Source organism: Rhodobacter sp. 24-YEA-8, assembly GCF_900105075.1.
In the GTDB taxonomy this organism is placed as follows: domain Bacteria; phylum Pseudomonadota; class Alphaproteobacteria; order Rhodobacterales; family Rhodobacteraceae; genus Pseudogemmobacter.
Window position 1 is genome coordinate 2,388,638 of sequence record NZ_FNSK01000001.1, and the last position, 24,604, is coordinate 2,413,241.

The following is a 24,604-nucleotide window of genomic DNA, read 5'->3' on the forward strand; positions in this document are numbered from 1 at the left end:
GCGAGCCGCGCCTGATTTGGTTCAATCCTGGTGAGATGCTGCCAGGCCCGGTTTCCCGAATGTGCAGCGCTCCCGGATCATCGGGGTGGCGCGGGGTAAGTAAAAACCCATCGCCACCCGCAGGGATCAGAACTTCAGACCGCCTTCACGAGCAGCATCGGCCAGAGCCTTGATTTTGCCGTGGAAGAGGAAACCACCGCGGTCGAAGTAAACTTCTTCCACACCAGCTGCTTTGGCGCGTTCTGCAATCGCTGCACCCACTTTCGCGGCTGCTTCGACGTTGTTCTTGCCAACGACGCCCAGTTCTTTTTCCAGCGACGAGGCAGCTGCCAGGGTCACGCCCTTCACATCGTCGATCAGCTGAACGCTGATGTTCTTCGACGAGCGGTGAACGGAGAGACGCAGACGACCTGCATTCGCCGATTTGATTTTGTTCCGTACGCGCAAGCGGCGCTTCAGGAACAGCTCTCGTTTGTTCAAAGCCATTTTTGCGCCCCTTACTTCTTCTTGCCTTCCTTGCGGAAGACGAACTCGCCCTTGTAGCGGATCCCTTTGCCCTTATAGGGCTCGGGACGCTTCCAGTTGCGGATGTTCGCTGCCACCTGGCCGACTTCCTGCTGATCGATGCCCTCGACGGTGATCTCGGTGGGCTTCGGGGTCGTAACGGTGATCCCCTTCGGCACTTCGAAATTCACTTCATGCGAGAAGCCCAGAGACAGTTTCAGAACATTGCCAGCCATCGCCGCGCGATAACCAACGCCCTGGATTTCCATCTCTTTCTTGAAGCCGGTGGTCACACCGGTCACAAGATTTTCGATCATCGAACGCGACATGCCCCATTGCTGACGAGCAATTTTGGAAAGGCCACGCGGGGTGACTTTCACTTCATTGCCCTCAACAGTGACCGACACATTGTCGCCAGCGGTGAAGGAACGGGTGCCTTTCGGCCCCTTGACTTCGATGGTCTGGCCGGAGACGGACGCGGTAACGCCCTTCGCCAGCTCTACGGGTTTTTTGCCGATACGAGACATTAAACCCTCCTCAGAACACGGTGCAAAGCACTTCGCCGCCAACATTGGCTGCGCGTGCATTTGCATCCGACAGAACGCCCTTCGGGGTCGAGACGATCGCGACGCCAAGGCCATTGCGGACCGAGGGAAGCTGCTCAACGCCCATATACACGCGACGGCCCGGCTTGGAGACCCGCTTCAATTCGCGGATGACCGGCTCGCCTTCGTAGTATTTCAGGCTGATGGTGAATTCGCCCTGACCATTCGAGGTCTCGGCTTTTTCATAACCGCGGATGTAACCTTCTGCGAGCAGCACGTCGAGGACGCGGGCGCGCAGGGTCGAAGCCGGGGTCGAAACCGTGGACTTGCCGCGCAGCGACGAGTTACGGATACGGGTCAGCATATCGCCGATGGGATCATTAACAGGCATCTGCTCTCTCCCTTACCAGCTCGACTTGACCATGCCCGGGATCTGGCCGAACGAGGCCAGGTCACGCAGCTTGATCCGCGACAGTTTCAGCTTACGGTAGTAAGCATGCGGACGACCCGTCAGCTGGCAACGGTTATGCATGCGCACGGCCGAGGAGTTGCGGGGCATCTCAGCCAGTTTCAGAGTCGCCGCAAAGCGCTCTTCAATCGGCTTCTCTTGATCATTGATCACCGCCTTGAGTGCAGCGCGCTTGGTGGCGTGTTGTGCCACCAGCTTTTCGCGCTTCACTTCGCGGTTCACCATGGATTTCTTAGCCATGTTTCAGGTTCCTCGCGATCAGGCCGTGAACGGCATGTTGAAATGCTTCAGCAGGGATTTTGCTTCGGCATCCGACTTGGCGTTCGTGCAGATGATGATGTCCATACCCAGAACTTCATCGACTTTGTCGAATTCGATTTCCGGGAAAACGATGTGCTCTTTCAGGCCCATGGCATAGTTGCCATTGCCGTCAAACGAGGTGCCTTTCACGCCGCGGAAGTCGCGGACGCGCGGCAGAGCCACGTTGATCAGACGATCAAGGAATTCATACATCTTGTCGCCGCGCAGCGTGACTTTGGTGCCGAGCGGCATCTCTTCACGAACGCGGAAGCCTGCGATGGATTTCTTGGCTTTGGTGATGACGGCCTTCTGGCCGGCGATCTGCGAAAGCTCCTCGGAGGCCTGCTTGACCTTCTTAGTGTCTTTCACCGCTTCACCAACGCCCATGTTCAGGACGATCTTTTCCAGACGCGGGATCTGCATGTCGTTCTTATAGGAGAATTCCTCCTTAAGAGCGGCGCGGATCTTGGTCTTGAACTCGGCCTTCAGACGCGGGGTATAGGTTGCTTTATCCGACATCAGATAGCCTCCCCGGTGGTCTTGGCGAAGCGGATCTTCTTGCCGTCTTCCTCACGGAAGCCAACGCGGGTCGCTTTGCCGTTTTTGTCGAGCAGCGCGAGGTTCGACAGGTCGATCGGCATCGCTTTCGGGATGCGGCCGCCCTGGCTGCCTGCGGATTGCTTGGTGTGACGGATCGCGATGTTCACGCCATCAACCACAGCTTTGCCGGCTTTCGGCGAAACAGACGAGATCTCGCCTTGCTTGCCCTTGTCCTTGCCGGTCAGAACGACGACGGTGTCGCCTTTTTTCAGCTTAGCAGCCATATCACAGCACCTCCGGCGCCAGCGAGATGATCTTCATGAAGTTCTTCGCGCGCAGCTCACGAACCACCGGCCCGAAGATACGGGTACCGACCGGCTCGCCCTGGTTGTTCAGGATGACGGCAGCGTTGCGGTCGAAACGGATGGCGGTGCCATCTTCACGACGAACTTCTTTCGCGGTGCGAACGACGACGGCTTTACGCACGTCACCTTTCTTAACGCGACCCTTAGGAATCGCCTCCTTGACCGACACCACGATGATGTCGCCCACGGATGCGTAGCGGCGGTGCGAGCCGCCCAGAACCTTGATGCACTGAACCCGGCGGGCGCCGGAGTTATCAGCTACATCCAGATTGGTCTGCATCTGGATCATTTGGTTTCTCCCGACCTTCGGGGACAGCGATCAACCGCCCCGGGGTATCGCTCAGTTGTAGCTGAACGGTATGGAGAGGACTGATTGCTCAGGCCTCGACCACCACCGTCCAACGCTTCGTCTTCGAAATCGGCGCGCACTCTTCGATACGAACAGTGTCACCCACTTTGAATTTGTTTTCCGCGTCATGGGCGCGGTATTTCTTCGACTTACGGACCGTTTTCTGCAGCAGCGGGTGCTTGAAACGACGCTCGACCGAGACAGTGATGGTCTGCTCGTTCTTGTCGGAGGTCACGGTGCCAGTCAGGATGCGCTTCGGCATGGGTCTGATCCTTACTTCGCAGCTTCAGCGGCTTTTTGGCCGAGAACGGTTTTGATACGGGCCACTTCGCGGCGCACGGTGCGCATGCGGGCGGTGTTCTCAAGCTGGTTGGTCGCTTGCTGGAAGCGCAGATTGAAGGCTTCCTTCTTGAGCGCAACAAGGCTGTCACGCAGCTGGTCCGGGGTTTTCCCGGTCAGTTCTTTGGCGGTCATTCGCCTTTTCCTTTTACATTCACCAGATGGCCCCGACATGTGGCCGGGTGACCTTTGACCTGGTGGATCAATGAAATATCAACGAATCCGAGTCGCCCCGGATCCGTGGATGGGGCCTGATACAGGAGCACCACCCAAAGGGCAAGAAAGAACTTCCGGCGGGCCCTTTGCCACCCCACTGGTGCGGATCCTCCCACGGATCGGCCAGAGATGGCCGTTCTCTCCCGCCGTCTCGGAAAGGTGAATACGCATCCGGGCCAACCGGGCGCATCCTTTGCGCACCGCAGGCTGCACCTGACTGCAGGTCGCCTGTCCGGCCGGTCGAATTCCTCTTTCGGGAGCCCTGATCATGAAACCTTCACGCGTGACACTCGCCCTCGCCTGCCTACTGCTCAGCTCAGCGGGTATGGTGCGGGCCGAGACCGGAATGACGAAGATGACGCTCTATACCTATGACAATGACAAAGGCGCAGAAAGCAGCTGCTATGACGACTGCGCCACCAACTGGCCGCCCTATCTCGCCAAAACCGGCGAAACCCTGGGCGAAGGCTGGACCATGACGGCGCGCAAAGATGGCGCCATGCAATGGGCCTATGACGGCAAGCCGGCCTATTTCTATATCGGAGATAAAAAGGCAGGTGATGTGACCGGAGACGGCAAGGGTGGCGTCTGGCATGTCATCAGCACGGAATAGCGCCCGGTCAGACCACCGTTAAGCCATATCACACGGAAAAGGCCCCCGGCGATCTCCCGCCGGGGGCCTTCTGTTTCTGTCACGAAGATCTGGCAGATTACCAGTCTTCGCGCGCCACGATGCGCGAGGTGACCGGCAGTTTCATCGCGCCGAGACGCAGGGCTTCACGAGCGATTTCCTCGTTCACACCGTCGATCTCGAACATGATGCGGCCGGGCTTCACCTTGCAGGCCCAGTAATCGACCGAGCCCTTACCGGAACCCATCCGGACCTCGGTCGGCTTTGCCGAAACCGGGGTATCCGGGAAGATACGGATCCAGACACGGCCCTGACGCTTCATGTGGCGGGTGATCGCGCGGCGGGCCGCTTCGATCTGCCGCGCTGTGACGCGCTCGGGTTCGGTCGATTTCAGAGCAAACGAGCCGAAGTTCAGGGTGGAGCCGCCTTTGGCTTCTCCCTTGATGCGGCCCTTGTGCATCTTGCGGAATTTAGTGCGCTTTGGTTGCAGCATTGTTCAATACTCCTCAGGCGCGCTCACGGTCGCCACGCTCACGGCGCGGACCGCGGGGTGCCGGAGCATCCGCTGCCTCTGCCAGGCGACGATCATGGGCTTGCGGATCATGCTCAAGGATTTCGCCTTTGAAGATCCAGACTTTGACGCCGATGATCCCATAGGGGGTTTCGGCCTCGCTCAGCGCATAGTCGATATCCGCGCGCAGGGTGTGCAGCGGCACACGGCCTTCACGGTACCATTCGGTACGCGCGATTTCCGCACCACCAAGACGACCAGCCACGTTCACACGGATGCCGAGGGCGCCCATGCGCATCGCGTTCTGCACGCCACGCTTCATCGCACGACGGAACGACACACGACGCTCCATCTGTTGTGCGATCGACTCGGCCACCAGCTGGGCATCGACTTCGGGCTTGCGCACTTCGACGATGTTCAGATGCAGGTCCGAGGCAGTGAACGCCGCGACCTTCTTGCGAAGCGTCTCGATGTCAGCGCCTTTTTTGCCGATGATCACACCCGGACGCGCCGAGTAGATGGTCACGCGGCACTTGCGGTGCGGACGCTCGATGACGACTTTCGAGATGCCGGCCTGTTTGGCTTCCTTGTGGATGAACTCACGGATGCGGAGATCTTCCAGAAGCAGGTTGCCGAAATCTTTCGACTCAGCGAACCAGCGGCTGTCCCAGGTACGGTTGACCTGAAGGCGCATGCCGATCGGATTGACCTTCTGACCCATTATGCCGACTCCCCGGACTGACGAACCTTGATGGTGATTTCGCTGAACGGCTTCATGATTTTGCCGAAGCGACCACGAGCCCGCGGACGGCCCCGCTTCATCACCAGGTTCTTGCCGCACCAGGCTTCCGCCACGATCAGGTTGTCAACGTCGAGACCATGGTTGTTCTCGGCATTGGCAATCGCGGATTGCAGGACTTTCTTCACTTCGCCAGCGATACGACGCTTGGAGAAGGTCAGATCGGCCAGAGCCTTGTCGACTTTCTTGCCGCGGATCAGGCCCGCAACCAGATTCAGTTTCTGGGGCGAGGTGCGCAGCATACGTGCCACGGCCATCGCCTCATTATCCGCCACGCGGCGCGGATTCTTTTCCTTACCCATGGCTTACTTCCTCTTGGCTTTTTTGTCGGCAGCATGCCCGTAATAGGTACGGGTCGGCGAATATTCACCGAATTTCTGGCCGATCATGTCCTCGGTCACCGCGACCGGAACGTGTTTTTTGCCGTTATAGACGCCGAAGGTAAGTCCGACGAATTGCGGCAGGATGGTGGAACGGCGCGACCAGATCTTGATCACTTCGTTCTTGCCCGACGCGCGCGACGCTTCTGCCTTTTTCAGGACATAGCCATCGACAAACGGGCCTTTCCAGATGGAACGTGCCATGGATCAGCGCCCTTTCTTCTTGGCGTGACGCGAGCGGACAATGTATTTGTCCGTCGTCGAGTTGGTGCGCGTACGGGCGCCCTTGGTGGGTTTGCCCCAGGGCGTGACCGGGTGACGACCACCGGAGGTCCGGCCTTCACCACCACCGTGCGGGTGGTCGATCGGGTTCATCGAGACGCCGCGGACAGTCGGGCGCACGCCCTTGTGGCGCATACGACCGGCTTTACCGAAGTTCTGGTTCGAGTTGTCGGGGTTCGACACGGCACCGATGGTTGCCATGCATTCCTGACGGACCAGACGCAGTTCGCCCGACGAGAGGCGGATCTGCGCATAGGAGCCGTCACGACCGACGAATTGTGCATAGGTGCCTGCGGCGCGTGCCAGCTGACCACCTTTGCCGGCTTTCAGTTCCACGTTGTGCACGATGGTACCGATCGGCATGCCCGAGAAAGGCATAGCATTGCCGGGCTTCACGTCGACTTTGGCGCCGGCGACAACCTGGTCACCAACAGCCAGACGCTGCGGCGCGAGGATATAGGCCTGCTCGCCGTCAGCATAGCGCACCAGCGCGATGAATGCGGTGCGGTTGGGGTCGTATTCGATCCGTTCAACGGTCGCCGCGACATCCCATTTTGCGCGTTTGAAATCCACGATGCGGTAGAGGCGCTTTGCCCCGCCGCCCTGGTGGCGCACAGTAATCCGTCCGGTATTGTTCCGACCACCATGTTTACGCAGACCTTCGGTCAGCGCTTTAACAGGGCGGCCCTTCCACAGCTCCGAACGGTCGATCAGAACCAGCCCGCGCTGGCCTGGCGTCGTAGGTTTATAAGACCTGAGTGCCATGTTCTCTGTCTTCCGTTTGCTTCATGGGCCATAAGTGCCGCCCGCTGATCTTGCGATCTGAAGGTGGCTTTTCGGCCCGGGGTTAAGGGCTCCGAAGATCCCCGGCTGAGTTGCCTTGCCCCTTCTGGTGAAAGAGTTCGGCAAAACCAAAGACCCCCGGACGAATCCGGGGGCTTTGGGATGGAGGGCTGGTAACAGAAAGAAGTTGGGGCGGCAACAGCTCTGTGCGCTTTTTCCGCGCCCCTGCCCTGCCTAGCGCTGCGCGGTAACGTAGAGTTCTTCGGTCGCCGCGTCATAAGCGATATATCCCACGGTGTCGGGCTGCACCGCACCGCTGCCGATCTCGATCACGGTGCCGTCAACGGGGCGGATATGGCCGATCAGCAGCTGATCGGCGACGCCCTCTTCGATCAGCGCAACAAAGGCGTCGTCTTTCCAGACCGCGATCCTGCCGTCGAAGAACTCGCAGCCCCCACCATCTCTGGGCGTGGCGATGGCGGCAAAGCTGACCAGTTCAAAATCATAGAACGACACCTCGCTGGTCACCACCCAGTCGCCATCGGCAAGGATCCTGCCGGGGGCCGAGAGATCGTCACTGGCGGGATAGCACTGGTTCTCCGCCTGGATCCCGACCGGATTGCCGGTCACGGCTTCGCCGCCCCTGACGAGGAAATCCGCCGATTCGCTGGAAACCGTAAAGGCATGTCCTGCGAGAGGCAGGAGGGAAAGGCTGAGTGCCGCAATGGCGGTTTTCGACAGCGACATGTTCACTCCGGTTTTATGACGCGGCTCCGGGCCTCACAGTGTTGCGGCTCCGGCCGGGTGCCTTTGTGCCTCCCCCTGTGCCTGGTCTCAACGCAGGTATCCCCTGGTTGACAAATGACCGCAACACCCCGCCTGCCCGCCGGCACGCCCGCCCTGGCCGGTCCGGCAGCGGGCAGAAACCTCAGGCACCGTTTTCGGGCCGGAGTGGCGCAGCGTCATACCCCACAACGAAAAAAGCCCCCGCTTTCGCAGGGGCTTTCAATTTCACCGATCAGATGATCAGAGGCCGGTCGACACGTCGATCGTGTTGCCCTCTTCGAGGGTCACATAGGCCTTTTTCACGTCCGAACGCTCACCGGCGCGGCCGCGGAAACGCTTGGCCTTGCCTTTGGTGATGGTGGTGTTGACGGCTTTGACCTTGACGCCAAAGACGGCCTCAACGGCCTCTTTGATCTGCGGCTTGGTCGATGCCATCGCAACCTGGAACACAACCGCGCCATTTTCCGAGGCCATGGTGGCTTTCTCGGTGATGACCGGCTTGCGGATCACATCGTAATGTTCTGCTTTCGCGCTCATTTCAGGCGAGCCTCCAGAGCTTCGATACCTGCTTTGGTGATCACCAGGGTGTCACGCTTCAGGATATCATAGACATTGGCGCCGATGGTCGGGAGCACGTCCACGCCTTCGATGTTGCGGGCAGCCAGTGCGAAATTCGCATCAACCGTTGCACCATCGATGACCAGAACGCGTTTCCAGCCACGCTCGCCCAGGGTTTTGGCCAGAAGACCGGTTTTCGCATCGGCCAGCGCGAGGCTGTCGAGGATCACCAGTTCGCCGGCTTTGGCCTTGGCCGAAAGCGCGTGACGCAGACCGAGCGCACGGAACTTCTTCGGCAGGTCATGGGCGTGGCTGCGGGGCTGCGGGCCCTTATAGACACCACCGTGACGGAAGATCGGAGCTTTCTTGGACCCGTGACGTGCGCCACCGGTGCCTTTTTGCTTGTAGATCTTCTTGGTCGAATAGCTCACATCCGATTTACCCAGCGTCGAATGGGTACCGGCCTGTGCTTTCGCACGCTGCCAGCGGACCACACGGTGCAGAATGTCGGCGCGCGGCTCAAGGCCGAACAGCGCTTCGTTCAGGTCAACCGAACCGGCTTTGTCGCCGTCGAGTTTGATCACATCAAGTTTCATGCTTCACCCCCTTCGACTGCTTCCACAGCCGGAGCAGCAGCACCCGCGAGCGCCTTGACGGCAGCCGGACGCGGAGCGTCAGCATGCGGAGCCTTTTTCACGGCATCCTTGACAGTGACCCAGCCACCGGCCGAACCGGGGACAGCGCCCTTGACGAGGATCAGGCCACGCTCTGCATCGGTCTTGACGACCTGCAGGTTCTGGGTGGTCACGCGAACGGCCCCCATATGGCCAGCCATTTTCTTGCCCTTGAACACCTTGCCGGGGTCCTGGCACTGGCCGGTCGAACCGTGCGAACGGTGCGAAACCGACACACCGTGCGACGCGCGAAGACCGCCGAAGTTGTGACGCTTCATCGCACCGGCAAAGCCTTTACCGATCGAGGTGCCTGCGACATCGACGAACTGGCCCGAAACATAGTGTTCGGCCGAGATTTCGGCGCCCACTTCGATCAGGTTGTCAGGCGAGACGCGGAACTCGACCAGCTTGCGCTTGGGGGCGACATTCGCTTTCGCGAAATGGCCACGCTGCGCGGCAGTGGTGCGCGAAACTTTGGCAGTGCCGGCGCCGAGCTGAACAGCGGTATAGCCGTCAACGTCGTCGGTGCGGTTTGCCACGACCTGAAGGGCGTCAAGCTGCAGCACCGTGACCGGGATCTGCTTGCCGTCTTCCAGGAACAGCCGGGTCATGCCCAGCTTCTTTGCGATAATACCGGAACGCATCTTTGCCCCCTTACACCTTGATCTCGACATCCACGCCAGCGGCGAGGTCGAGCTTCATCAGCGCGTCCACGGTCTGGGGGGTCGGATTGACGATGTCGAGAAGACGCTTATGGGTACGAATCTCCCACTGGTCGCGCGACTTCTTGTCGATATGCGGACCACGCAGAACCGTGAATTTCTCGATTTTGTTCGGCAGCGGGATCGGCCCGCGGACTTCTGCACCGGTGCGCTTGGCCGTGGAAACGATTTCCTGGGTGCTGGCATCCAGCACACGGTAATCGAAGGCCTTGAGGCGGATGCGAATGGTCTGACCTTGCATTGCTTCTTCCTTCGGAACGTCATGATGAGGCCAGGATGGCCGCATCCGATAGGTTCACATGTTGACGGTCTTTTTCTCTGAACGGGCGGAACAAACTACCCACCCGAAGAATCAGGCAAACGGCACTTGTCAGCGCCGCGCGCCCCTTTTGCACCAAAGCCTGAGGAAATCAAGGCCCCTGCCCTGCGAATCGCCGAAAACACCTGCAAAGGGTATGGCATCTTCCTTCACCTTGGCCTCATGCACCTGCGGGCTCCCCCCGCCCGGGGCTTGCAATGAAAAAGGCCGCCCCGAAGGGCGGCCTCTGGATCACAAAGCCCGAAGGCTTCAGATCACTTGATGATTTTCGCAACGACGCCTGCACCAACGGTGCGGCCGCCTTCGCGGATTGCGAAGCGCAGTTTTTCTTCCATAGCGATCGGCGCGATCAGTTCGACTTCGAACTTCAGGTTGTCGCCCGGCATCACCATCTCGGTGCCTTCCGGAAGCTTGACCATGCCGGTCACGTCCGTGGTGCGGAAGTAGAATTGCGGACGGTAGTTCGCGAAGAACGGCGTGTGGCGACCACCTTCTTCCTTGGTGAGGATATAGGCCTCAGCTTCGAAAGTGGTGTGCGGCAGAACCGATTTCGGCTTGCACAGAACCTGACCACGCTCAACGCCGTCACGGTCGACGCCGCGCAGCAGCGCGCCGATATTGTCGCCGGCTTCACCGCGGTCGAGCAGTTTGCGGAACATCTCGACACCGGTGCAGGTCGATTTCGAGGTCGGGCGGATGCCGACGATCTCGACTTCGTCACCGACATTGATCACGCCGCGCTCGATACGACCGGTCACAACGGTACCACGGCCCGAGATCGAGAACACGTCTTCGATCGGCATCAGGAAGGGCTGGTCAACAGCGCGTTCCGGGGTCGGGATATAGGCGTCGACAGCCGCGATCAGCTCGCGGATCGAGTTCTCGCCGATTTCCGGGTTGGTGCCGTTCATCGCAGCCAGAGCCGAGCCTTTGATGATCGGAATATCGTCGCCCGGGTATTCGTAGGACGACAGAAGCTCGCGGATTTCCATCTCGACGAGTTCCAGCAGTTCCGGGTCATCGACCTGGTCGACCTTGTTCATATAGACGACCATGTAGGGGATACCCACCTGGCGGCCGAGCAGGATGTGCTCGCGGGTCTGCGGCATCGGGCCGTCAGCGGCGTTCACAACGAGGATCGCGCCGTCCATCTGGGCAGCACCGGTGATCATGTTTTTGACGTAGTCGGCGTGGCCGGGGCAGTCAACGTGAGCGTAGTGACGCGATTCCGACTCATACTCAACGTGAGCGGTCGAGATCGTGATGCCGCGGGCGCGCTCTTCCGGAGCACCGTCGATCTGGTCATAGGCTTTGAAGTCACCGAAATATTTGGTGATCGCGGCCGTCAGGGTCGTCTTGCCGTGGTCAACGTGGCCGATCGTGCCGATGTTGACGTGCGGTTTGTTCCGTTCAAACTTTGCCTTTGCCATCCTGGCCGCCCTTGCTCTGCGGAGCCCCCCTCACGGGAAACCCCTGGTTCACTCGGGCGGCGACTTAACGATGGTAACGGGGAAAATCAAGTGTCCGTTGGTGTCGCGCCCATCGCGTCACCCCTTCGGAGCACCCTTGCCAGCGGCCTTACCCTTGCCGGCGGGCAAAGCGGCTGCGGTCGCGGCGGCGGCCGGATCCGGGGCATCATCCTCGGCGGGCTTCGCCTCTGCGGCTTCGATCTCGGCATCACGGGCGGCAAGCAATTCTTTTTGTTCGTCTTTTGTCAGGCCAAACCAGTCGGGATGTTCCAGAAGCCAGGCTTCGATCTTCTGAACGGCATTATAGCTCAGCGCTTCCATCTGCTGGGCCTTGGTGCGGGTCAGACCTGTGCCGATCACACTCTCGCCCGAAAGCCCCTCGAAAATGGTGAATTTTTTGCCCTCGTCATTGAGCTTTTTCGCCTTGGCGTCGTCCCAGATATTGGCGGTGATGGCGAGCACGGATTTCGGAGCGGCAACGACCGGGATTCCCGGAGGGGCGAGCGCATAGCCATCGACAGAGATACCGATATTGTAGATCCGGCTGCCCTGATAACGCTTTTGCCCGAAGCGGTCATCGACCGCCTTCTGCATCACCTTCTGCCATTCCTCGGGCGTCGCATCGCGCGAAATCGGCACTTTCTGCACATTGTCAGCCACGATGATATTATGGCCCAGCACAAAATCGCCGAAGGGCATCGGAGGCTCGTTCAGATCTGCCTTGCCGCCACAGGCAGCCAGCGAGCAAACAAGGGCGAAAGAGGCAAATCCGCGCAAATACAAAGCAGAACTCCGTTTGAGACGCCCAACCGATAGCCGAGCCAGAGGCAACAGGCAAACCCGCACGCGACCGGCCCGCCAGAAGGCAAATTCCTTGCAAAGGAATTTGGCCGGAATTTTACAATAAAATTCCGGTTGCGCTTCAGTTGAACCGGTTGTCGCGGGGGAAGCCGCGCGGGGCCATCTTGCCGGTCCCGGCGCGGGCGCCGATCCATTCGCTCAGATCGGTCTCGAGCCGGGTGCGGCCAGCCGGGTCTTTCCAGCTCAGACCATCGGCCAGGGTAAAGGTGATCGCATCCGACAGACCGCCATCCTTGTATTTCTGCAGTCTGACGCCCTTGCCTTTGACCATCTCGGGAAGCTGTACCAGCGGGAAGACCAGCAGCTTGCGGTTCTCCCCCACCACAGCGACATGATCGCCACTCACCTTGCGGCACATCGCGGATTTCACCCCGTCCTTCACCGTCAGCACCTGTTTGCCCGCCTTGGTCTGTGCCAGCAGCTCTTCGGCGGGTACCACGAAGCCGTCGCCCGCCGTCGAGGCGAGCATGTATTTCTCGCCCGGACGATAGAGGATCAGATCGGTGATATCGGTGTCATTCGCCAGATCGACCATCAGGCGCACGGGTTCACCCATACCGCGCCCGCCAGGCAGATTGGCCCCGATCAGCGTAAAGAAGCGGCCATTCTCGGCCACCAGCAGGATCTTGTCAGTCGTCTCGGCATGGAAGGCGAAACGCGGCCCGTCGCCATCCTTGAATTTCTGTTCCGCCGCCAGATCGACATGGCCCTTCATCGCGCGGATCCAGCCCAGTCTGGAACAGATCACTGTGATCGGCTCGCGCTCGATCATCGCCTCGAACGGCACTTCCTCGACGGAACCGACATCAGCAAAGGCAGTACGGCGGGCGCCATGCACCCAGTCCTTGCCGAATTTCCGCCGGATCTCTTCCAGCTCTTCCCCAATCCGCGTCCACTGCTTCGCATCCGAGGCCAGCAGATCCGCAAGCCCCGCGCGCTCCAGGATCAGCGCATCGCGTTCGGCGCGCAGCTCCATCTCTTCGAGACGGCGCAAAGACCGCAGCCGCATATTGAGGATCGCCTCGGCCTGGACCTCGGTCAGATCGCCGGGGCTGCGCGGCTTTGGCGCCTTATAGTCCTTTTCCGACAGCGCGCGCGGATAGGTTCCGCCCCAGAGCTCGGCCATCAGCGCGGCTTTCGGGTCGCTGTCATAGCGGATGATGTCGATCACCCGATCAAGGTTCAGATAGGCGATGATAAAGCCTTCGAGCACCTCGAGCCGGTGGTCGATCTTTTCGATCCGATGGGTCGAGCGCCGGCGCAGCACCTCGCGGCGGTGATCAAGAAACGCCCGCAGCACCTCTTTGAGCGAACAGACGCGGGGCACGCGGCCATCGATCAGCACGTTCATGTTCAGGCTGAACCGCGTCTCGAGATCGGAATTGCGATAGAGCATCCCCATCAGCATCTCGGGGTCGACATTGCGGGCGCGGGGTTCCAGCACCACGCGGACATCCTCGGCGGATTCGTCGCGCACATCGGCCAGAAGCGGCACCTTTTTCAGGTGGATCACCTCGGCCAGCTTTTCAATCAGCTTCGACTTCTGCACCTGATAGGGGATCTCGGTCACGACGATCTGCCAGGCGCCCCGGCCCAGATCCTCGATCTCCCATTTCGCCCGGATGCGGAAGGCGCCGCGCCCGGTGGTATAGGCCTCGCGCATCGACTCTTTCGGCTCGACGATCACACCGCCAGTCGGGAAGTCGGGGCCGGGGATATGCTCCATCAGCCCGTCAATGCTGATCTCCGGGTCTTTGAGCATCGCATGGCAGCCGCGGATCAGCTCATCCAGGTTATGCGGCGCGATATTCGTGGCCATGCCGACCGCGATACCGGAAGATCCGTTCGCAAGCAGATTCGGGAAGGCCGCCGGCATCACGACGGGTTCTTCCAGCGTGCCGTCGTAATTCGGGCGGAAATCCACCGCGTTCTCGGCCAGCCCTTCCATAAGGGTTTCGGCCAGTGCGGTCAGACGCGCCTCGGTGTAACGCGACGCCGCCGGGCTGTCGCCGTCGATATTGCCGAAATTGCCCTGGCCGTCGACCAGCGGGTAGCGGACGTTGAAATCCTGCGCCAGACGCGCCATCGCATCATAGATCGCGCCATCGCCATGCGGGTGATAATTGCCCATCACATCGCCGACGATCTTGGCGGATTTGCGGAACCCCCCGGTCGCCGAGAGCTTCAGCTCGCGCATCGCATAAAGGATTCGCCGGTGAACCGGCTTCAGCCCATCCCGCGCATCGGGCAGCGCCCGGTGCATGATGGTGGACAGCGCATAGGTCAGATACCGTTCGCCAATCGCCCGCGAAAGCGGCTCGACTTCGGTTGCACCCAGGGAATTGTGATCGTCATCTTCGTCGGACATGCATCTTGTCTAGGCTGCGGCCCGGTTCTGGTCCAGTCGGTTTTCGCGCGACAACGCGCGGCCTGCGCCCGGCATTTGGATTTTGCTGCTGATTTTTCACCCTGATCTGTGCTAGAATGTGGGTTCTGCTGCCAAATTCCGAAAGTCTGCCAATGTTGCGCTACGTGTTGCCGCTTTCTGCGGCTATCTTCGTTACCCTGCTGGTCGCCGGCGAGGATAAGGGCCAGATGCGCCCTGGTCTCGCCCGTGCGGTCGCGACCGGGGAAGAGATCGTGCTGGTCACCCGCACCTTCTCGCCCACGGTCACCGTCGCGCCCGAGGCTGAGCGCGTCCAGCTCTCCGCCACAGATCTGCCGCCGCCGGTCGAGCTGGCTGCAGCCCCTGCCATCGCGAGCGTGCCGAAGGCCGAGCCCGCAGCGCCGGCACCAAAGCCCGTTTTCACCCTGTCTTCATTGCCTGATCCCAGCGGCGACATGGCGACACTTGATGCTACGGGCACCGGATCCGCAGAGATGTCGGCCCCGGCTGCGCCCGCCATGGCGGAACCCTCGCTCTATGCCGATCCGACCGATGGCGGCGCGCTTTCCCCCGATCCGTCCGCCGCCTATGACAGCCCTTCTTTTGACGGCCTTTCCAATGACTGGGCGGCGATGAACGGGGAGATACGCACCGTTTCAGCCAGCTCGGTCAATGTGCGGCTTGGCCCTTCGACCGATTCTTCGGTGGTCGGCCGCCTTTCCGAGGGCGAAGCCGTCCGCGTGATCGGCGCGGTCGATTCGGAATGGGTCGAGGTGGCGATCGAAGGCGACGGCATCTCTGGCTATGTCGCCTCGCGCTTCCTGACCGACGCCTATTGATCGCCGGCAGGGCCTGCGCCTGCTTGACCCTCTGCCCGATCTTCATTTGACGCTGCCCGGTCTTTGCCCCTAAGGCTTTGGAAAAAAGACGGGCAGAGCAATGGACAGATCGATTCTCATCACCGGATGTTCTTCTGGCATCGGGCTGGATGCGGCGCAGGGTATGAAGGCCCGCGGCTGGCGCGTCTTCGCTACCTGCCGCCAGGAGGCCGATTGTGAAAGGCTGCGCGAACAGGGGTTCGAGAGCTTCCGCCTGGACTATGCCGATGAGCCCAGCATCCTGGCCGCCATCGACGAGATCCACGAACGCAATGGCGGCCGGCTTGGCGCTTTGTTCAATAATGGCGCCTTCGCCTGCCCCGGCGCGATCGAAGACCTGCCGCGCGGCGCCCTGCGCGAGATCTTCGAGGTCAATCTCTTTGGCTATCATGACCTGACGCGCCGGGTGATCCCCCTGATGCGGGCCGCCGGTGCCGGGCGGATCGTCAATTGCTCCTCGGTGCTGGGGCTGGTGCCGATGAAATGGCGCGGCGCCTATGTGGCAACGAAATTCGCGATGGAGGGAATGACCGATGTGTTGCGCCTTGAGATGCGCGGCACCGGAATTGACGTCGTGCTGATCGAGCCCGGCCCGGTCACCTCGCGCATCCGCGAAAACTCGATCCCCCATTTCGAGAAATGGGTTGATTGGGAGAATTCAGCGCGTTCCGACGAATATCGCACCCTTTTGCACCGGCTTTACGAGGCGAAAAATGCGCCTGACCGCTTTGAACTGCCACCCTCGGCGGTGACGGCGGCGCTGGTGAAAGCAGTGGAAAAGCCGCGCCCCAGGGCCAGGTATTACGTGACCAAAGCCACCTGGCTGATGGCCTTCGCGCGCTGGCTGTTGCCGCGCCCCATGCTGGACTGGCTGATCGCGAAAGGCTGAAACGGCAGTTTCACCCTTCGCATTCCGCCCATTGCACTTTAGGCTTTCCCCCGTGGCACTGTTGTGCCGCCGGGCGCACAGAAAGAGCACACCATGTTGAGAGATCCCCTTTTCCTCCTCGCGGCCTTCGCTGCGCTTGTCGTCGCCGCGATCCTCATCTTCGGTATCGGCACCTTCGCCAAAGGTGGTGATTTCAACCGGCGCAACGCGAATAAGATCATGCGTTGGCGCCTTATCGCTCAGTTCATCGCCGTCATCCTGCTGGTCGCCTTTGCCTGGTACCGGCATTCAGGCAGCTGAGGCGGCGGGCGCGCGCAAGGTCAGGGAGGAAACATGGTCGTTCTGTCAAAAATCTACACGCGCACCGGTGATAAGGGCGAAACAGCCCTGTCGAATGGCGCGCGGGTGCCCAAACATGCAACCCGCGTCTCGGCCTATGGCACGGTAGATGAGACCAATGCGACCGTCGGTCTTGCCCGGCTGCATGCGACAGGCGAAGTGGCGCTGGCGCTGGCCCGGATCTCGAACGACCTCTTTGATCTTGGCGCCGATCTTGCGACGCCGGACAGGCATCTGGACGAGACCCTCTCTTATACGCCGCTGCGGATGATTGCGGCCCAGGTGGACAGGCTGGAGCGCGAGATCGACGCGATGAACACCCGGCTGACGCCCTTACGCAGTTTCATCCTGCCCGGAGGATCGGCGCTCGCGGCCCAGTTGCATCTGTGCCGCACGGTCTGCCGCCGCGCTGAGCGGCTGGCAGTAGAGCTTGCCGGCGAAGAGGATGTGAACCCCGATGCAGTACGATATCTGAATCGTCTGTCGGACTGGTTTTTCGTCGCCGGCCGCATTGCCAATGATGATGGTCGGTCGGATGTGCTCTGGGTGCCTGGCCTGACACGTGGCGATGCCGGGCCGGATGGCGCGGCGGGCTGATCGCCCCCTCCCCCCATCTGATCGAAAAGACGCATCAGTAACGCGACGCAGTGCGTCCGGGACGTGTCGCTTTTTGCTGTAGAATCGTTTCCCCCTGCGATAACACTCCTGGCGGGAGCTTGTGAGGGGCGTGCGAACGCCCCCAGAAATGGAGATTTACCGCATGAAGGTCCTCGTGCCTGTCAAACGGGTGATTGACTACAACGTGAAGGTCCGTGTGAAGGCGGATGGTTCGGGTGTCGATCTTGCCAATGTGAAGATGTCGATGAACCCCTTTGACGAGATCGCGGTGGAAGAAGCGATCCGCCTGAAGGAAAAGGGCATCGCAACCGAGGTCGTGGTCGTCTCGATCGGCGTCAAACAGGCGCAGGAGACCCTGCGCAACGCGCTGGCGATGGGCGCGGACCGGGCGATCCTGATCGAAGCCGCGTCTGACGTGCATACCGATATCGAGCCGCTCGCCGTGGCGAAACTTCTGGCGGCCGTGGTGAAGGAAGAGGCCCCCGGCCTGGTCCTGGCCGGCAAGCAGGCGATTGACAACGACATGAACGCGACCGGCCAGATGCTGGCGGCGCTGCTTGGCCAGGCCCAGGCGACCTTTGCTTCGGAACTGGTGATCGAGGGCGACAAGGCCCGCGTCACCCGCGAGGTCGACGGTGGTCTCCAGGTCATCGAGGTCAGCCTGCCGGCGGTCGTCACCGTCGATTTGCGCCTCAATGAGCCGCGTTACGCAAGCCTGCCGAACATCATGAAGGCCAAAGCGAAGCCGCTGGCGGTGAAGACTCCGGCTGACTATGGCGTCGATGTGACCCCGCGCCTGACGGTCGTGAAAACCACGGAACCGGCCGGCCGCAAGGCGGGTGTGCGCGTCGCCTCGGTCGATGAGCTGGTGGCGAAACTCAAAGATGAAGCGGGGATGATCTGATGGCTGTTCTCCTGATTGCAGATGTGAACGAAGGCCAGCTTGCCACCGATTCGGTTGCCAAAACGTTGACGGCCGTAAAATCTCTGGGCGAAGTGCATCTTCTGGTCGCAGGCCCGGCAGAGGCTGCGGCGGCTGCAGCAAAGCTCGAAGGCGTCAGCAAGGTTCTGAATGCCAGCGATAACAATGGCCTGGCCGAACCGATGGCCGATCTGGTGGTCAGCCTCGCGGGCGCGTACAGCCATATCGCCGGCGCCGCGACCGCCTATAACAAGAACGTTCTGCCGCGTGTTGCTGCGCTGCTCGACGTGATGGTGATCTCGGATGTGACCGCCGTTATCGATTCTGAAACCTTTGAGCGGCCAATCTATGCCGGCAATGCGATTCAGACGGTGAAATCTTCGGACGCGAAAAAGGTCTTTTCGGTACGCACGGCGGCTTTTGCAGCGGCAGGCGAAGGTGGTTCGGCTGCGGTCGAGGCTGCGGCAGATGCGGCTGCAACCGGCCTGTCGAGCTTTGTCGAAAACCGGGTGGCGGCTTCGGATCGTCCTGAACTGACCTCGGCGAAAATCGTCGTGTCGGGCGGGCGCGGTGTCGGTTCGAAAGAAAGCTTCGCGGTGATCGAAAAGCTCGCGGACAAGCTGAACGCAGCCGTCGGCGCAAGCCGCGCGGCGGTCGACAGCGGCTACGCGCCAAATGACTGGCAGGTCGGCCAGACCGGCAAGGTCGTGGCGCCTGATCTTTATGTCGCGGTCGGCATCTCGGGCGCGATCCAGCATCTCGCCGGGATGAAGGACTCGAAGGTCATCGTCGCGATCAACAAGGACGAAGAAGCCCCGATCTTCCAGGTCGCGGATTACGGCCTTGTCGGAGACCTCTTCACCATCCTCCCCGAGCTCACAGAAAAGCTCTGATCTGCAAAACGCAGAAAAGGTACAAAGGGCGCCCATGGGCGCCCTTTTCCATTGCAGAACCGGCCAGCGCCCGCAGCGGGGATTGCCCCCGCAAGCCCCCGCGCCTAATCTCACAGCCGCAACAGGAAGAGGCTCATCATGGATATCCGTTCGGTCGGCATCGTAGGCGCGGGGCAGATGGGCAACGGCATCGCGCATGTTTTCGCGCTTGCCGGATATGACGTGCTGCTGAACGACGTGAATGAAGACTCGCTGCAAAAGGCTGTCGCCATCATCGACCGCAATCTGGAACGCCAGGTGTCGCGGGGGAAGGTCTCGGCCAAAGACAGGCAGGCCGCGATGGGCCGGATCAGGACCACCATGACCCTGGCCGATCTGGGCCCCTCGGATCTGGTGATCGAGGCCGCGACCGAACGTGAAACGGTGAAACAGGCCATTTTCGACGCGCTGCTGCCCCATCTGAAACCCGAGACGATCCTGACCTCGAACACCTCTTCGATCTCGATCACACGGCTCGCCTCGCGCACCGACCGGCCCGAGAAATTCATGGGGTTCCACTTCATGAACCCCGTCCCCGTGATGCAGCTGGTCGAGCTGATCCGGGGTATCGCCACCGATCAGGCGACCTATAGCGCGCTGCATGCCGTGGTGGAAAAACTTGGAAAAACGGCAGCTTCTGCAGAAGATTTCCCTGCCTTCATCGTGAACCGCATCCTGATCCCGATGATCAATGAGGCGGTCTATACGCTTTATGAAGGCGTCGGAAATGTGCGCTCCATCGACGAGGCGCTCAAGCTTGGCGCCAATCACCCGATGGGACCGCTGGAGCTTGCGGATTTCATCGGGCTCGACACCTGCCTTGCGATCATGAACGTGCTTTATGACGGCCTGGCCGATACCAAATACCGGCCCTGCCCGCTTTTGACGAAATATGTCGAGGCCGGCTGGCTGGGCCGCAAATCGCAGCGCGGCTTTTACGATTACCGCGGTGAGGTGCCGGTTCCGACCCGCTGATCCCGGGTCCGGCCTAGGCTTACCGCGCCAGATAGGCACTAAGAACCGCCCGCGTGCCTTCAGCCCAAAGGCGCGTCAGATGGCGTGCAAAAGCCGCGCGAAAACGCGCGTCCTCACCGATCTCACCATAGATCGCTTTTTGTGCCAGCCACAGGTCGGGCTGATCCCTTGCCTGCTGCGCCAGTGCCGTCAGCCGATCCCAGTCCGGATCATTCGCCGCAATCACGGCGCCGCTGTCAGTCACCCCGGCGCAATAGCGACACCAGAGCGCCGAGACCAGCGCCAGCCCCTCCACCGACCCGCCCGCCGCCAGCGCGTCGCGCAGCGAGGGAATGATGAATTTCGGCTGCCGGTTCGACCCGTCAAGGCAGAGCCGCCGCGTGGTATCTGCCACTTCGGGGTTGGAAAACCGCTGCCGGATCACCTCGTAATACCCGGCAATCACCGTCTCCGGGACCGGTGGTACATAGGGCACCACCTCCTCCGTCTCGACCCGGTCAAGGAAGCCCGCGATCAGCGGATCGGCCATCGCCTCATGGACAAATTCGAGATCCATCAGTCCGGCCGGATAGGCGATGATCGCATGGCCACCGTTAAGGATACGGATCTTCATCATCTCATAGGCATGGACCTCGCGGCTGAAGGTCACGCCGACGCGCTCCAGCGGCGGGCGCCCGGCGGGGAAATGATCCTCGATCACCCATTGACGGAAGGGCTCGCAGGTCACCGGCACCGGATCGTCGAGGCCGAACGCCGCCGCCATCGCGCGTTCGCGCGGGCCGGTCGCGGGGGTGATGCGGTCAACCATAGCATTCGGGAAGGCGACCGTGGCGTCGATCCAGGCGCTCAGATCCGGGTCAGACAGGTGGGCAAGGCCCACGACCGCATTGCGGGTAACATCGCCATTTCCGGGCAGGTTGTCGCAGCACATCACGGTGAAGGGCGCGATCCCGCCAGCGCGGCGCGCCTTCAGCGCGGCCACAATCGCGCCGAAGGCCGTACCCGGCGCGCCGGGATTGGCCGCATCGGCAACAATAGCCGGCGCAGCCGGATCAAAAGCGCCCGAAGCCGGGTCGATGAAATAGCCGCCCTCGGTCACTGTGAGCGAGACGATGCGGATCTCTGGCCGCGACATTGCCGCGATCAGGCTGGCATTGCCGGGCTCGACCGGCAGGAAATCAATCATCGCGCCGATGCGGCGACAGCTGCGGCCCTGCGGATCCAGCTCGATCACGGTCGAAAGGCAATTCTGGGCCAGCAGGGCATCGCGCATCGCCGCATCCGCAGGGCGCACACCGGCGCCGATTATGGCCCAGTCATGCGCCAGGCCGAGCCGGAACAGGTCATCAAGATAGACCGCCATATGGGCACGGTGGAAATTCCCCAGCCCTATATGAACGATGCCGGGGGTCAGCGCCTTACGGTCATAGCCGGGCATTTGCACCGACAGATCAGGCACCGTTTCTGAACCCCGCATCACAGCGCCCTTCCCTCATGGTCGAAGCGGTAAAGCTTGCCCTCCTGCGGGTGGAGGCTGACGCGGTCGCCGTGATGCAGGGCCATCTCGCCGGAGACACGGACGGTCAGCTCGCCCGCCTCGGCGGTCTGAACCTTGAGAAAGGTGTCCGAGCCGAGATGTTCTGCAAGGCCCACCACGCCGGTCCAGCGCCCGTCCTGCGTCACCGCGATATGTTCCGGGCGGATCCCCAGCGTCGTGCAGCCCTCATGCGCGGCTTCGGCCCCGGTGATGAAATTCATCTTCGGGCTGCCGATAAAGCCCGCGACAAAGAGGTTCTTCGGCTGGCGATACAGCTCAAGCGGCGATCCGACCTGTTCGATCCGCCCCGCATTCAGCACCACGATCTTGTCGGCCATGGTCATCGCCTCGACCTGATCATGGGTCACATAGATCATCGTGGTCTTAAGCGACTGGTGCAGCTCGGAAATCTCTTGCCGCATGGTCACGCGCAGGGCCGCATCAAGGTTGGACAGCGGCTCGTCGAACAAAAACGCCGCCGGTTCGCGCACGATGGCCCGGCCAATGGCGACGCGCTGGCGCTGACCCCCCGAAAGCTGGCCCGGACGGCGGTCGAGATAGTTCGTCAGGTTCAGCACCTTCGCGGCCTGTTCGACCTTTGCGTTCTGCTGATCGGGGCTGAGACCCGCCATTTTCAGCGGGAATGCGATGTTCTTGCGAACCGTCATATGCGGATAAAGCGCATAGGACTGGAACACCATCGCGAGCCCCCGGCTTCCCGGCGCGGTGTCGGTCGCGTCCTTGCCATCGATCACGACCTGGCCCGAGGAAATATCCTCAAGCCCCGCGATCAGCCTGAGCAGGGTCGATTTGCCGCAACCCGACGGCCCCACGAAAACAACGAATTCGCCGTCATTGATGGTCAGGTCAAGCGGCGGAATGACATTCACTTCGCCAAAGCTTTTCGTGACTGCGGAAAGGGTAATCTGTCCCATTCTTTACCTCACTTCACCGCGCCAAAGGTCAGGCCGCGGACGAGTTGTTTCTGGCTGAACCAGCCAAGGATCAGGATCGGCGCGATCGCCATGGTCGAGGCCGCCGAGAGTTTCGCGTAGAAAAGGCCCTCGGGGCTGGAATAGCTGGCGATGAACTGCGTCAGGGGGGCCGCGTTCCTGGTGGTCAGCTGCAATGTCCAGAAGGCCTCATTCCAGGCCAGGATGATGTTCAGAAGCATGGTCGAGGCGATCCCCGGCACCGCCATAGGGGTCAGGACATAGAGGATCTCGCGGCTCAGACTGGCGCCGTCCATCCGCGCGGCTTCGAGGATCTCGCCCGGGATCTCGCGGAAATAGGTGTAGAGCATCCAGATCACGATCGGCAGGTTGATCAGGGTCAGCACGCCAACCAGGCCGATGCGGCTGTCCAGCAGGCCGAAATCGCGGAACAACAGGTAAAGCGGCACCAGCACGCCGACCGCCGGCATCATCTTGGTAGAAAGCATCCACATCAGCAGGTCTTTGGTGCGTTTGCCGGGGACAAAGGCCATCGACCAGGCCGCCGGGATCGCGATGACCAGCGCCAGCACGGTCGATCCGAGCGAGATGATCACCGAATTCATGAAATGCAGGAAGTAGTTCGAGCGTTCCTGGACGACATGATAGCTCTCCATCGTCCAGGGCGCGGTCAGGACCTCAAGCGGCGCTTTGATAGCGTCGCCCTCGGTCCGGAAGGACAGGATGAAGATCCACAGGATCGGGAAGAAGATCAGGAAACCGATCGTCCAGGCCGCGATGGTGACGGCCCATGTCCGGGCGGGGCTTGTGCTGCGCGCCATGGCTCAGACCTCCAGATTCTTGCCGATCATCCGCATCAGGAAGACCGCAACGATATTGGCGAGGATGACCGCGATGATGCCTCCGGCCGCACCGCCGCCGACGTCAAAGGACAAAAGTGATTGCGAATAGACGAGGAAAGGCAGGTTCGTCGACGCCGTGCCCGGCCCGCCATTGGTGGTGACGAGGATCTCGGCAAAGACGGAAAGCAGGAAAATCGTCTGGATCAGGATCACGACCGTGATGGGCCGCGTCAGATGCGGCAGGGTCAGGTGCCAGAAGCGGCTGCGCCAGCCGGCGCCATCCATCTCGGCGGCCTCCATCTGCTCGCGGTCAAGGCTTTGCAACGCGGTCAGAAGGATCAGCGTCGCAAAAGGCAGCCAGGACCAGGCGACGATCAGAATGATCGAGGCCAGCGGCGCATGGCTCAGGAAATCAAAGGGTTGCAGCCCCACGGCTTTGAAGAGATGCGCAAACATCCCGTTCACGGGGTTCATGAACATGTTCTTCCAGACCAGCGCGGCCACGGTCGGCATGACAAAGAAGGGCGCAATCACCATGACCCGCACCACGCCCTGGCCCCTGAATGGCTGATCCAGCAACAGGGCAAGTGCGATGCCTCCGACCACCGTGATCGCCAGCACGCCCAGCACGAGAAGCAGCGTATTGGTCAGGGCTGGCCAGAAGGCGGGCTGGGTGATGAAATAGTAATAATTGTCGAACCCGGTCCAGCTCTCCATCCCCGGCATCAGGAGGTTGTAGCGCAGGAATGAGAAGTAAAGCGTCATGCCCAACGGCACGATCATCCACAAAAACAACAGGATAACCGCCGGAGAGACCATAAGACGCGCAGCCGTCCTGGACTGTTCGGTCGCCATGATGTGGTCCTGAAATACGGGGAAGAAGGTGGCGGGGCTGCGTAAAGAAGGCAGCCCCGCCGGGAGGAACCTTTTA

At 61.0% G+C, this 24,604-nt stretch carries 34 protein-coding genes; 8 read left to right on the forward strand and 26 right to left on the reverse strand.

Features of this window, described 5'->3' with window-relative positions:
• Positions 1-126 precede the first annotated feature (126 nt).
• From rplR to rpmC, 9 genes are all read right to left on the reverse strand, one after another.
• On the reverse strand, positions 127-486 hold the full coding sequence (gene rplR / locus BLW25_RS11665; RefSeq protein ID WP_092899213.1) for a 50S ribosomal protein L18: 360 nt from the start codon (positions 484-486) through the stop codon (positions 127-129).
• 11 nt (positions 487-497) lie between these two features.
• Positions 498-1,031, reverse strand: a complete 534-nt coding sequence (gene rplF, locus BLW25_RS11670; RefSeq protein ID WP_092899215.1) for a 50S ribosomal protein L6 — start codon at positions 1,029-1,031, stop codon at positions 498-500.
• A 10-nt stretch (positions 1,032-1,041) separates the two neighbouring features.
• Positions 1,042-1,440 carry a 30S ribosomal protein S8 gene (rpsH, locus tag BLW25_RS11675; protein ID WP_092899217.1) on the reverse strand — a complete coding sequence of 133 codons (399 nt, stop codon included), beginning with the start codon at positions 1,438-1,440 and terminating at the stop codon, positions 1,042-1,044.
• A 12-nt stretch (positions 1,441-1,452) separates the two neighbouring features.
• Positions 1,453-1,758 (reverse strand): 30S ribosomal protein S14, encoded by a 306-nt coding sequence (rpsN, locus tag BLW25_RS11680; RefSeq protein WP_092899219.1) that lies wholly within the window; start codon positions 1,756-1,758, stop codon positions 1,453-1,455.
• 18 nt (positions 1,759-1,776) lie between these two features.
• Complete coding sequence (gene rplE, locus BLW25_RS11685; protein ID WP_092899221.1) at positions 1,777-2,337, reverse strand: 50S ribosomal protein L5; 561 nt, start codon at positions 2,335-2,337, stop codon at positions 1,777-1,779.
• Complete coding sequence (gene rplX, locus BLW25_RS11690) at positions 2,337-2,642, reverse strand: 50S ribosomal protein L24 (protein ID WP_092899223.1); 306 nt, start codon at positions 2,640-2,642, stop codon at positions 2,337-2,339. Before rplX ends, rplE begins: the two co-directional genes overlap by 1 nt.
• Position 2,643: 1 nt before the next feature.
• A complete protein-coding gene (rplN, locus tag BLW25_RS11695; RefSeq protein WP_013066055.1) occupies positions 2,644-3,012 on the reverse strand; it encodes a 50S ribosomal protein L14 in 369 nt (122 codons plus the stop codon).
• An 88-nt stretch (positions 3,013-3,100) separates the two neighbouring features.
• Positions 3,101-3,334 carry a 30S ribosomal protein S17 gene (rpsQ, locus tag BLW25_RS11700; protein WP_092899225.1) on the reverse strand — a complete coding sequence of 78 codons (234 nt, stop codon included), beginning with the start codon at positions 3,332-3,334 and terminating at the stop codon, positions 3,101-3,103.
• 11 nt (positions 3,335-3,345) lie between these two features.
• Positions 3,346-3,546 carry a 50S ribosomal protein L29 gene (rpmC, locus tag BLW25_RS11705; RefSeq protein ID WP_092899227.1) on the reverse strand — a complete coding sequence of 67 codons (201 nt, stop codon included), beginning with the start codon at positions 3,544-3,546 and terminating at the stop codon, positions 3,346-3,348.
• A gap of 349 nt (positions 3,547-3,895) precedes the next feature.
• Between rpmC and BLW25_RS11710 the strand changes: the two genes are divergently transcribed.
• Positions 3,896-4,240: a COG4315 family predicted lipoprotein gene (locus BLW25_RS11710; protein WP_092899230.1), complete on the forward strand. Its 345-nt coding sequence runs from the start codon at positions 3,896-3,898 to the stop codon at positions 4,238-4,240.
• A 97-nt stretch (positions 4,241-4,337) separates the two neighbouring features.
• Here BLW25_RS11710 and rplP read toward each other — a convergent pair whose 3' ends face one another.
• From rplP to BLW25_RS11775, 13 genes are all read right to left on the reverse strand, one after another.
• Positions 4,338-4,751, reverse strand: coding sequence for a 50S ribosomal protein L16 (gene rplP, locus BLW25_RS11715; protein ID WP_092899232.1), 414 nt, complete (start codon positions 4,749-4,751; stop codon positions 4,338-4,340).
• A gap of 13 nt (positions 4,752-4,764) precedes the next feature.
• Entirely contained in the window at positions 4,765-5,490 is a 726-nt protein-coding gene (gene rpsC, locus BLW25_RS11720; protein ID WP_092899234.1) for a 30S ribosomal protein S3, read from the reverse strand.
• Entirely contained in the window at positions 5,490-5,870 is a 381-nt protein-coding gene (rplV, locus tag BLW25_RS11725) for a 50S ribosomal protein L22 (protein ID WP_092899236.1), read from the reverse strand. Before rplV ends, rpsC begins: the two co-directional genes overlap by 1 nt.
• Positions 5,871-5,873: 3 nt before the next feature.
• Positions 5,874-6,152: a 30S ribosomal protein S19 gene (gene rpsS, locus BLW25_RS11730; protein ID WP_092899238.1), complete on the reverse strand. Its 279-nt coding sequence runs from the start codon at positions 6,150-6,152 to the stop codon at positions 5,874-5,876.
• Positions 6,153-6,155: 3 nt separating this feature from the next.
• Positions 6,156-6,995, reverse strand: a complete 840-nt coding sequence (rplB, locus tag BLW25_RS11735) for a 50S ribosomal protein L2 (protein ID WP_092899240.1) — start codon at positions 6,993-6,995, stop codon at positions 6,156-6,158.
• 252 nt (positions 6,996-7,247) lie between these two features.
• A complete protein-coding gene (locus BLW25_RS11740; protein WP_092899242.1) occupies positions 7,248-7,760 on the reverse strand; it encodes a hypothetical protein in 513 nt (170 codons plus the stop codon).
• Between the two features lie 279 nt (positions 7,761-8,039).
• A complete protein-coding gene (locus BLW25_RS11745) occupies positions 8,040-8,336 on the reverse strand; it encodes a 50S ribosomal protein L23 (protein WP_092899244.1) in 297 nt (98 codons plus the stop codon).
• Positions 8,333-8,953: a 50S ribosomal protein L4 gene (gene rplD / locus BLW25_RS11750; protein WP_092899246.1), complete on the reverse strand. Its 621-nt coding sequence runs from the start codon at positions 8,951-8,953 to the stop codon at positions 8,333-8,335. Before rplD ends, BLW25_RS11745 begins: the two co-directional genes overlap by 4 nt.
• The gene (gene rplC, locus BLW25_RS11755; protein WP_092899248.1) at positions 8,950-9,675 is read right to left on the reverse strand and encodes a 50S ribosomal protein L3; all 726 of its coding nucleotides are present in this window, start codon (positions 9,673-9,675) and stop codon (positions 8,950-8,952) included. Before rplC ends, rplD begins: the two co-directional genes overlap by 4 nt.
• A 10-nt stretch (positions 9,676-9,685) precedes the next feature.
• The gene (gene rpsJ / locus BLW25_RS11760) at positions 9,686-9,994 is read right to left on the reverse strand and encodes a 30S ribosomal protein S10 (RefSeq protein WP_092899250.1); all 309 of its coding nucleotides are present in this window, start codon (positions 9,992-9,994) and stop codon (positions 9,686-9,688) included.
• Between the two features lie 332 nt (positions 9,995-10,326).
• The gene (gene tuf / locus BLW25_RS11765; RefSeq protein ID WP_092899252.1) at positions 10,327-11,502 is read right to left on the reverse strand and encodes an elongation factor Tu; all 1,176 of its coding nucleotides are present in this window, start codon (positions 11,500-11,502) and stop codon (positions 10,327-10,329) included.
• A 117-nt stretch (positions 11,503-11,619) separates the two neighbouring features.
• Complete coding sequence (locus BLW25_RS11770; protein WP_253188394.1) at positions 11,620-12,324, reverse strand: hypothetical protein; 705 nt, start codon at positions 12,322-12,324, stop codon at positions 11,620-11,622.
• 139 nt (positions 12,325-12,463) lie between these two features.
• Positions 12,464-14,770: a DNA topoisomerase IV subunit A gene (locus BLW25_RS11775; RefSeq protein ID WP_092899254.1), complete on the reverse strand. Its 2,307-nt coding sequence runs from the start codon at positions 14,768-14,770 to the stop codon at positions 12,464-12,466.
• 152 nt (positions 14,771-14,922) lie between these two features.
• Between BLW25_RS11775 and BLW25_RS11780 the strand changes: the two genes are divergently transcribed.
• The 7 genes from BLW25_RS11780 to BLW25_RS11810 all read left to right on the forward strand — a co-directional run bounded on the left by BLW25_RS11780 (position 14,923) and on the right by BLW25_RS11810 (position 20,341).
• Positions 14,923-15,627 carry an SH3 domain-containing protein gene (locus BLW25_RS11780; RefSeq protein WP_171909536.1) on the forward strand — a complete coding sequence of 235 codons (705 nt, stop codon included), beginning with the start codon at positions 14,923-14,925 and terminating at the stop codon, positions 15,625-15,627.
• Positions 15,628-15,727: 100 nt separating this feature from the next.
• Positions 15,728-16,555: an SDR family NAD(P)-dependent oxidoreductase gene (locus BLW25_RS11785; protein WP_092899258.1), complete on the forward strand. Its 828-nt coding sequence runs from the start codon at positions 15,728-15,730 to the stop codon at positions 16,553-16,555.
• A 93-nt stretch (positions 16,556-16,648) separates the two neighbouring features.
• Positions 16,649-16,855: a twin transmembrane helix small protein gene (locus BLW25_RS11790; protein WP_092899260.1), complete on the forward strand. Its 207-nt coding sequence runs from the start codon at positions 16,649-16,651 to the stop codon at positions 16,853-16,855.
• A gap of 33 nt (positions 16,856-16,888) precedes the next feature.
• Entirely contained in the window at positions 16,889-17,491 is a 603-nt protein-coding gene (locus tag BLW25_RS11795; protein WP_092899262.1) for a cob(I)yrinic acid a,c-diamide adenosyltransferase, read from the forward strand.
• A gap of 163 nt (positions 17,492-17,654) precedes the next feature.
• Complete coding sequence (locus BLW25_RS11800) at positions 17,655-18,416, forward strand: electron transfer flavoprotein subunit beta/FixA family protein (protein ID WP_092901969.1); 762 nt, start codon at positions 17,655-17,657, stop codon at positions 18,414-18,416.
• Positions 18,416-19,327, forward strand: coding sequence for an electron transfer flavoprotein subunit alpha/FixB family protein (locus BLW25_RS11805; protein WP_092899264.1), 912 nt, complete (start codon positions 18,416-18,418; stop codon positions 19,325-19,327). The genes BLW25_RS11800 and BLW25_RS11805 overlap by 1 nt, the downstream gene beginning before the upstream one ends.
• A gap of 138 nt (positions 19,328-19,465) precedes the next feature.
• A complete protein-coding gene (locus BLW25_RS11810; RefSeq protein WP_092899266.1) occupies positions 19,466-20,341 on the forward strand; it encodes a 3-hydroxybutyryl-CoA dehydrogenase in 876 nt (291 codons plus the stop codon).
• A gap of 19 nt (positions 20,342-20,360) precedes the next feature.
• Here BLW25_RS11810 and BLW25_RS11815 read toward each other — a convergent pair whose 3' ends face one another.
• From BLW25_RS11815 to BLW25_RS11830, 4 genes are read right to left on the reverse strand one after another with little or no spacing between them, the layout of a single operon-like run.
• Complete coding sequence (locus BLW25_RS11815; protein ID WP_092899268.1) at positions 20,361-21,818, reverse strand: mannitol dehydrogenase family protein; 1,458 nt, start codon at positions 21,816-21,818, stop codon at positions 20,361-20,363.
• A complete protein-coding gene (locus BLW25_RS11820) occupies positions 21,818-22,813 on the reverse strand; it encodes an ABC transporter ATP-binding protein (RefSeq protein WP_092899270.1) in 996 nt (331 codons plus the stop codon). Before BLW25_RS11820 ends, BLW25_RS11815 begins: the two co-directional genes overlap by 1 nt.
• Before the next feature lie 8 nt (positions 22,814-22,821).
• A complete protein-coding gene (locus tag BLW25_RS11825) occupies positions 22,822-23,652 on the reverse strand; it encodes a carbohydrate ABC transporter permease (RefSeq protein WP_092899272.1) in 831 nt (276 codons plus the stop codon).
• 3 nt (positions 23,653-23,655) lie between these two features.
• A complete protein-coding gene (locus BLW25_RS11830; protein ID WP_092899274.1) occupies positions 23,656-24,528 on the reverse strand; it encodes a carbohydrate ABC transporter permease in 873 nt (290 codons plus the stop codon).
• Between the last annotated feature and the right edge of the window lie 76 nt (positions 24,529-24,604).

Excerpts from the sequence above, each read along its gene's own strand:
- BLW25_RS11805 (WP_092899264.1), top strand. The coding sequence starts at position 18,416 with ATGGCTGTTCTCCTGATTGCAGATGTGAACGAAGGCCAGCTTGCCACC.
- BLW25_RS11710 (WP_092899230.1), top strand. The coding sequence starts at position 3,896 with ATGAAACCTTCACGCGTGACACTCGCCCTCGCCTGCCTACTGCTCAGC.
- BLW25_RS11810 (WP_092899266.1), top strand. The coding sequence starts at position 19,466 with ATGGATATCCGTTCGGTCGGCATCGTAGGCGCGGGGCAGATGGGCAAC.
- BLW25_RS11790 (WP_092899260.1), top strand. The coding sequence starts at position 16,649 with ATGTTGAGAGATCCCCTTTTCCTCCTCGCGGCCTTCGCTGCGCTTGTC.
- rplD (WP_092899246.1), bottom strand. The coding sequence starts at position 8,953 with ATGAAACTTGATGTGATCAAACTCGACGGCGACAAAGCCGGTTCGGTT.
- rplC (WP_092899248.1), bottom strand. The coding sequence starts at position 9,675 with ATGCGTTCCGGTATTATCGCAAAGAAGCTGGGCATGACCCGGCTGTTC.
- rpsS (WP_092899238.1), bottom strand. The coding sequence starts at position 6,152 with ATGGCACGTTCCATCTGGAAAGGCCCGTTTGTCGATGGCTATGTCCTG.
- BLW25_RS11815 (WP_092899268.1), bottom strand. The coding sequence starts at position 21,818 with ATGCGGGGTTCAGAAACGGTGCCTGATCTGTCGGTGCAAATGCCCGGC.
- BLW25_RS11795 (WP_092899262.1), top strand. The coding sequence starts at position 16,889 with ATGGTCGTTCTGTCAAAAATCTACACGCGCACCGGTGATAAGGGCGAA.
- rpsQ (WP_092899225.1), bottom strand. The coding sequence starts at position 3,334 with ATGCCGAAGCGCATCCTGACTGGCACCGTGACCTCCGACAAGAACGAG.
- rplP (WP_092899232.1), bottom strand. The coding sequence starts at position 4,751 with ATGCTGCAACCAAAGCGCACTAAATTCCGCAAGATGCACAAGGGCCGC.
- rpmC (WP_092899227.1), bottom strand. The coding sequence starts at position 3,546 with ATGACCGCCAAAGAACTGACCGGGAAAACCCCGGACCAGCTGCGTGAC.
- rplB (WP_092899240.1), bottom strand. The coding sequence starts at position 6,995 with ATGGCACTCAGGTCTTATAAACCTACGACGCCAGGCCAGCGCGGGCTG.
- rpsN (WP_092899219.1), bottom strand. The coding sequence starts at position 1,758 with ATGGCTAAGAAATCCATGGTGAACCGCGAAGTGAAGCGCGAAAAGCTG.
- rplF (WP_092899215.1), bottom strand. The coding sequence starts at position 1,031 with ATGTCTCGTATCGGCAAAAAACCCGTAGAGCTGGCGAAGGGCGTTACC.
- rplN (WP_013066055.1), bottom strand. The coding sequence starts at position 3,012 with ATGATCCAGATGCAGACCAATCTGGATGTAGCTGATAACTCCGGCGCC.
- BLW25_RS11830 (WP_092899274.1), bottom strand. The coding sequence starts at position 24,528 with ATGGCGACCGAACAGTCCAGGACGGCTGCGCGTCTTATGGTCTCTCCG.
- BLW25_RS11785 (WP_092899258.1), top strand. The coding sequence starts at position 15,728 with ATGGACAGATCGATTCTCATCACCGGATGTTCTTCTGGCATCGGGCTG.
- rpsJ (WP_092899250.1), bottom strand. The coding sequence starts at position 9,994 with ATGCAAGGTCAGACCATTCGCATCCGCCTCAAGGCCTTCGATTACCGT.
- tuf (WP_092899252.1), bottom strand. The coding sequence starts at position 11,502 with ATGGCAAAGGCAAAGTTTGAACGGAACAAACCGCACGTCAACATCGGC.
- rplX (WP_092899223.1), bottom strand. The coding sequence starts at position 2,642 with ATGGCTGCTAAGCTGAAAAAAGGCGACACCGTCGTCGTTCTGACCGGC.
- BLW25_RS11825 (WP_092899272.1), bottom strand. The coding sequence starts at position 23,652 with ATGGCGCGCAGCACAAGCCCCGCCCGGACATGGGCCGTCACCATCGCG.
- BLW25_RS11800 (WP_092901969.1), top strand. The coding sequence starts at position 17,655 with ATGAAGGTCCTCGTGCCTGTCAAACGGGTGATTGACTACAACGTGAAG.
- BLW25_RS11780 (WP_171909536.1), top strand. The coding sequence starts at position 14,923 with ATGTTGCGCTACGTGTTGCCGCTTTCTGCGGCTATCTTCGTTACCCTG.
- BLW25_RS11775 (WP_092899254.1), bottom strand. The coding sequence starts at position 14,770 with ATGTCCGACGAAGATGACGATCACAATTCCCTGGGTGCAACCGAAGTC.
- rpsH (WP_092899217.1), bottom strand. The coding sequence starts at position 1,440 with ATGCCTGTTAATGATCCCATCGGCGATATGCTGACCCGTATCCGTAAC.
- BLW25_RS11820 (WP_092899270.1), bottom strand. The coding sequence starts at position 22,813 with ATGGGACAGATTACCCTTTCCGCAGTCACGAAAAGCTTTGGCGAAGTG.
- BLW25_RS11745 (WP_092899244.1), bottom strand. The coding sequence starts at position 8,336 with ATGAGCGCGAAAGCAGAACATTACGATGTGATCCGCAAGCCGGTCATC.
- rplV (WP_092899236.1), bottom strand. The coding sequence starts at position 5,870 with ATGGGTAAGGAAAAGAATCCGCGCCGCGTGGCGGATAATGAGGCGATG.
- BLW25_RS11740 (WP_092899242.1), bottom strand. The coding sequence starts at position 7,760 with ATGTCGCTGTCGAAAACCGCCATTGCGGCACTCAGCCTTTCCCTCCTG.
- rpsC (WP_092899234.1), bottom strand. The coding sequence starts at position 5,490 with ATGGGTCAGAAGGTCAATCCGATCGGCATGCGCCTTCAGGTCAACCGT.
- rplR (WP_092899213.1), bottom strand. The coding sequence starts at position 486 with ATGGCTTTGAACAAACGAGAGCTGTTCCTGAAGCGCCGCTTGCGCGTA.
- rplE (WP_092899221.1), bottom strand. The coding sequence starts at position 2,337 with ATGTCGGATAAAGCAACCTATACCCCGCGTCTGAAGGCCGAGTTCAAG.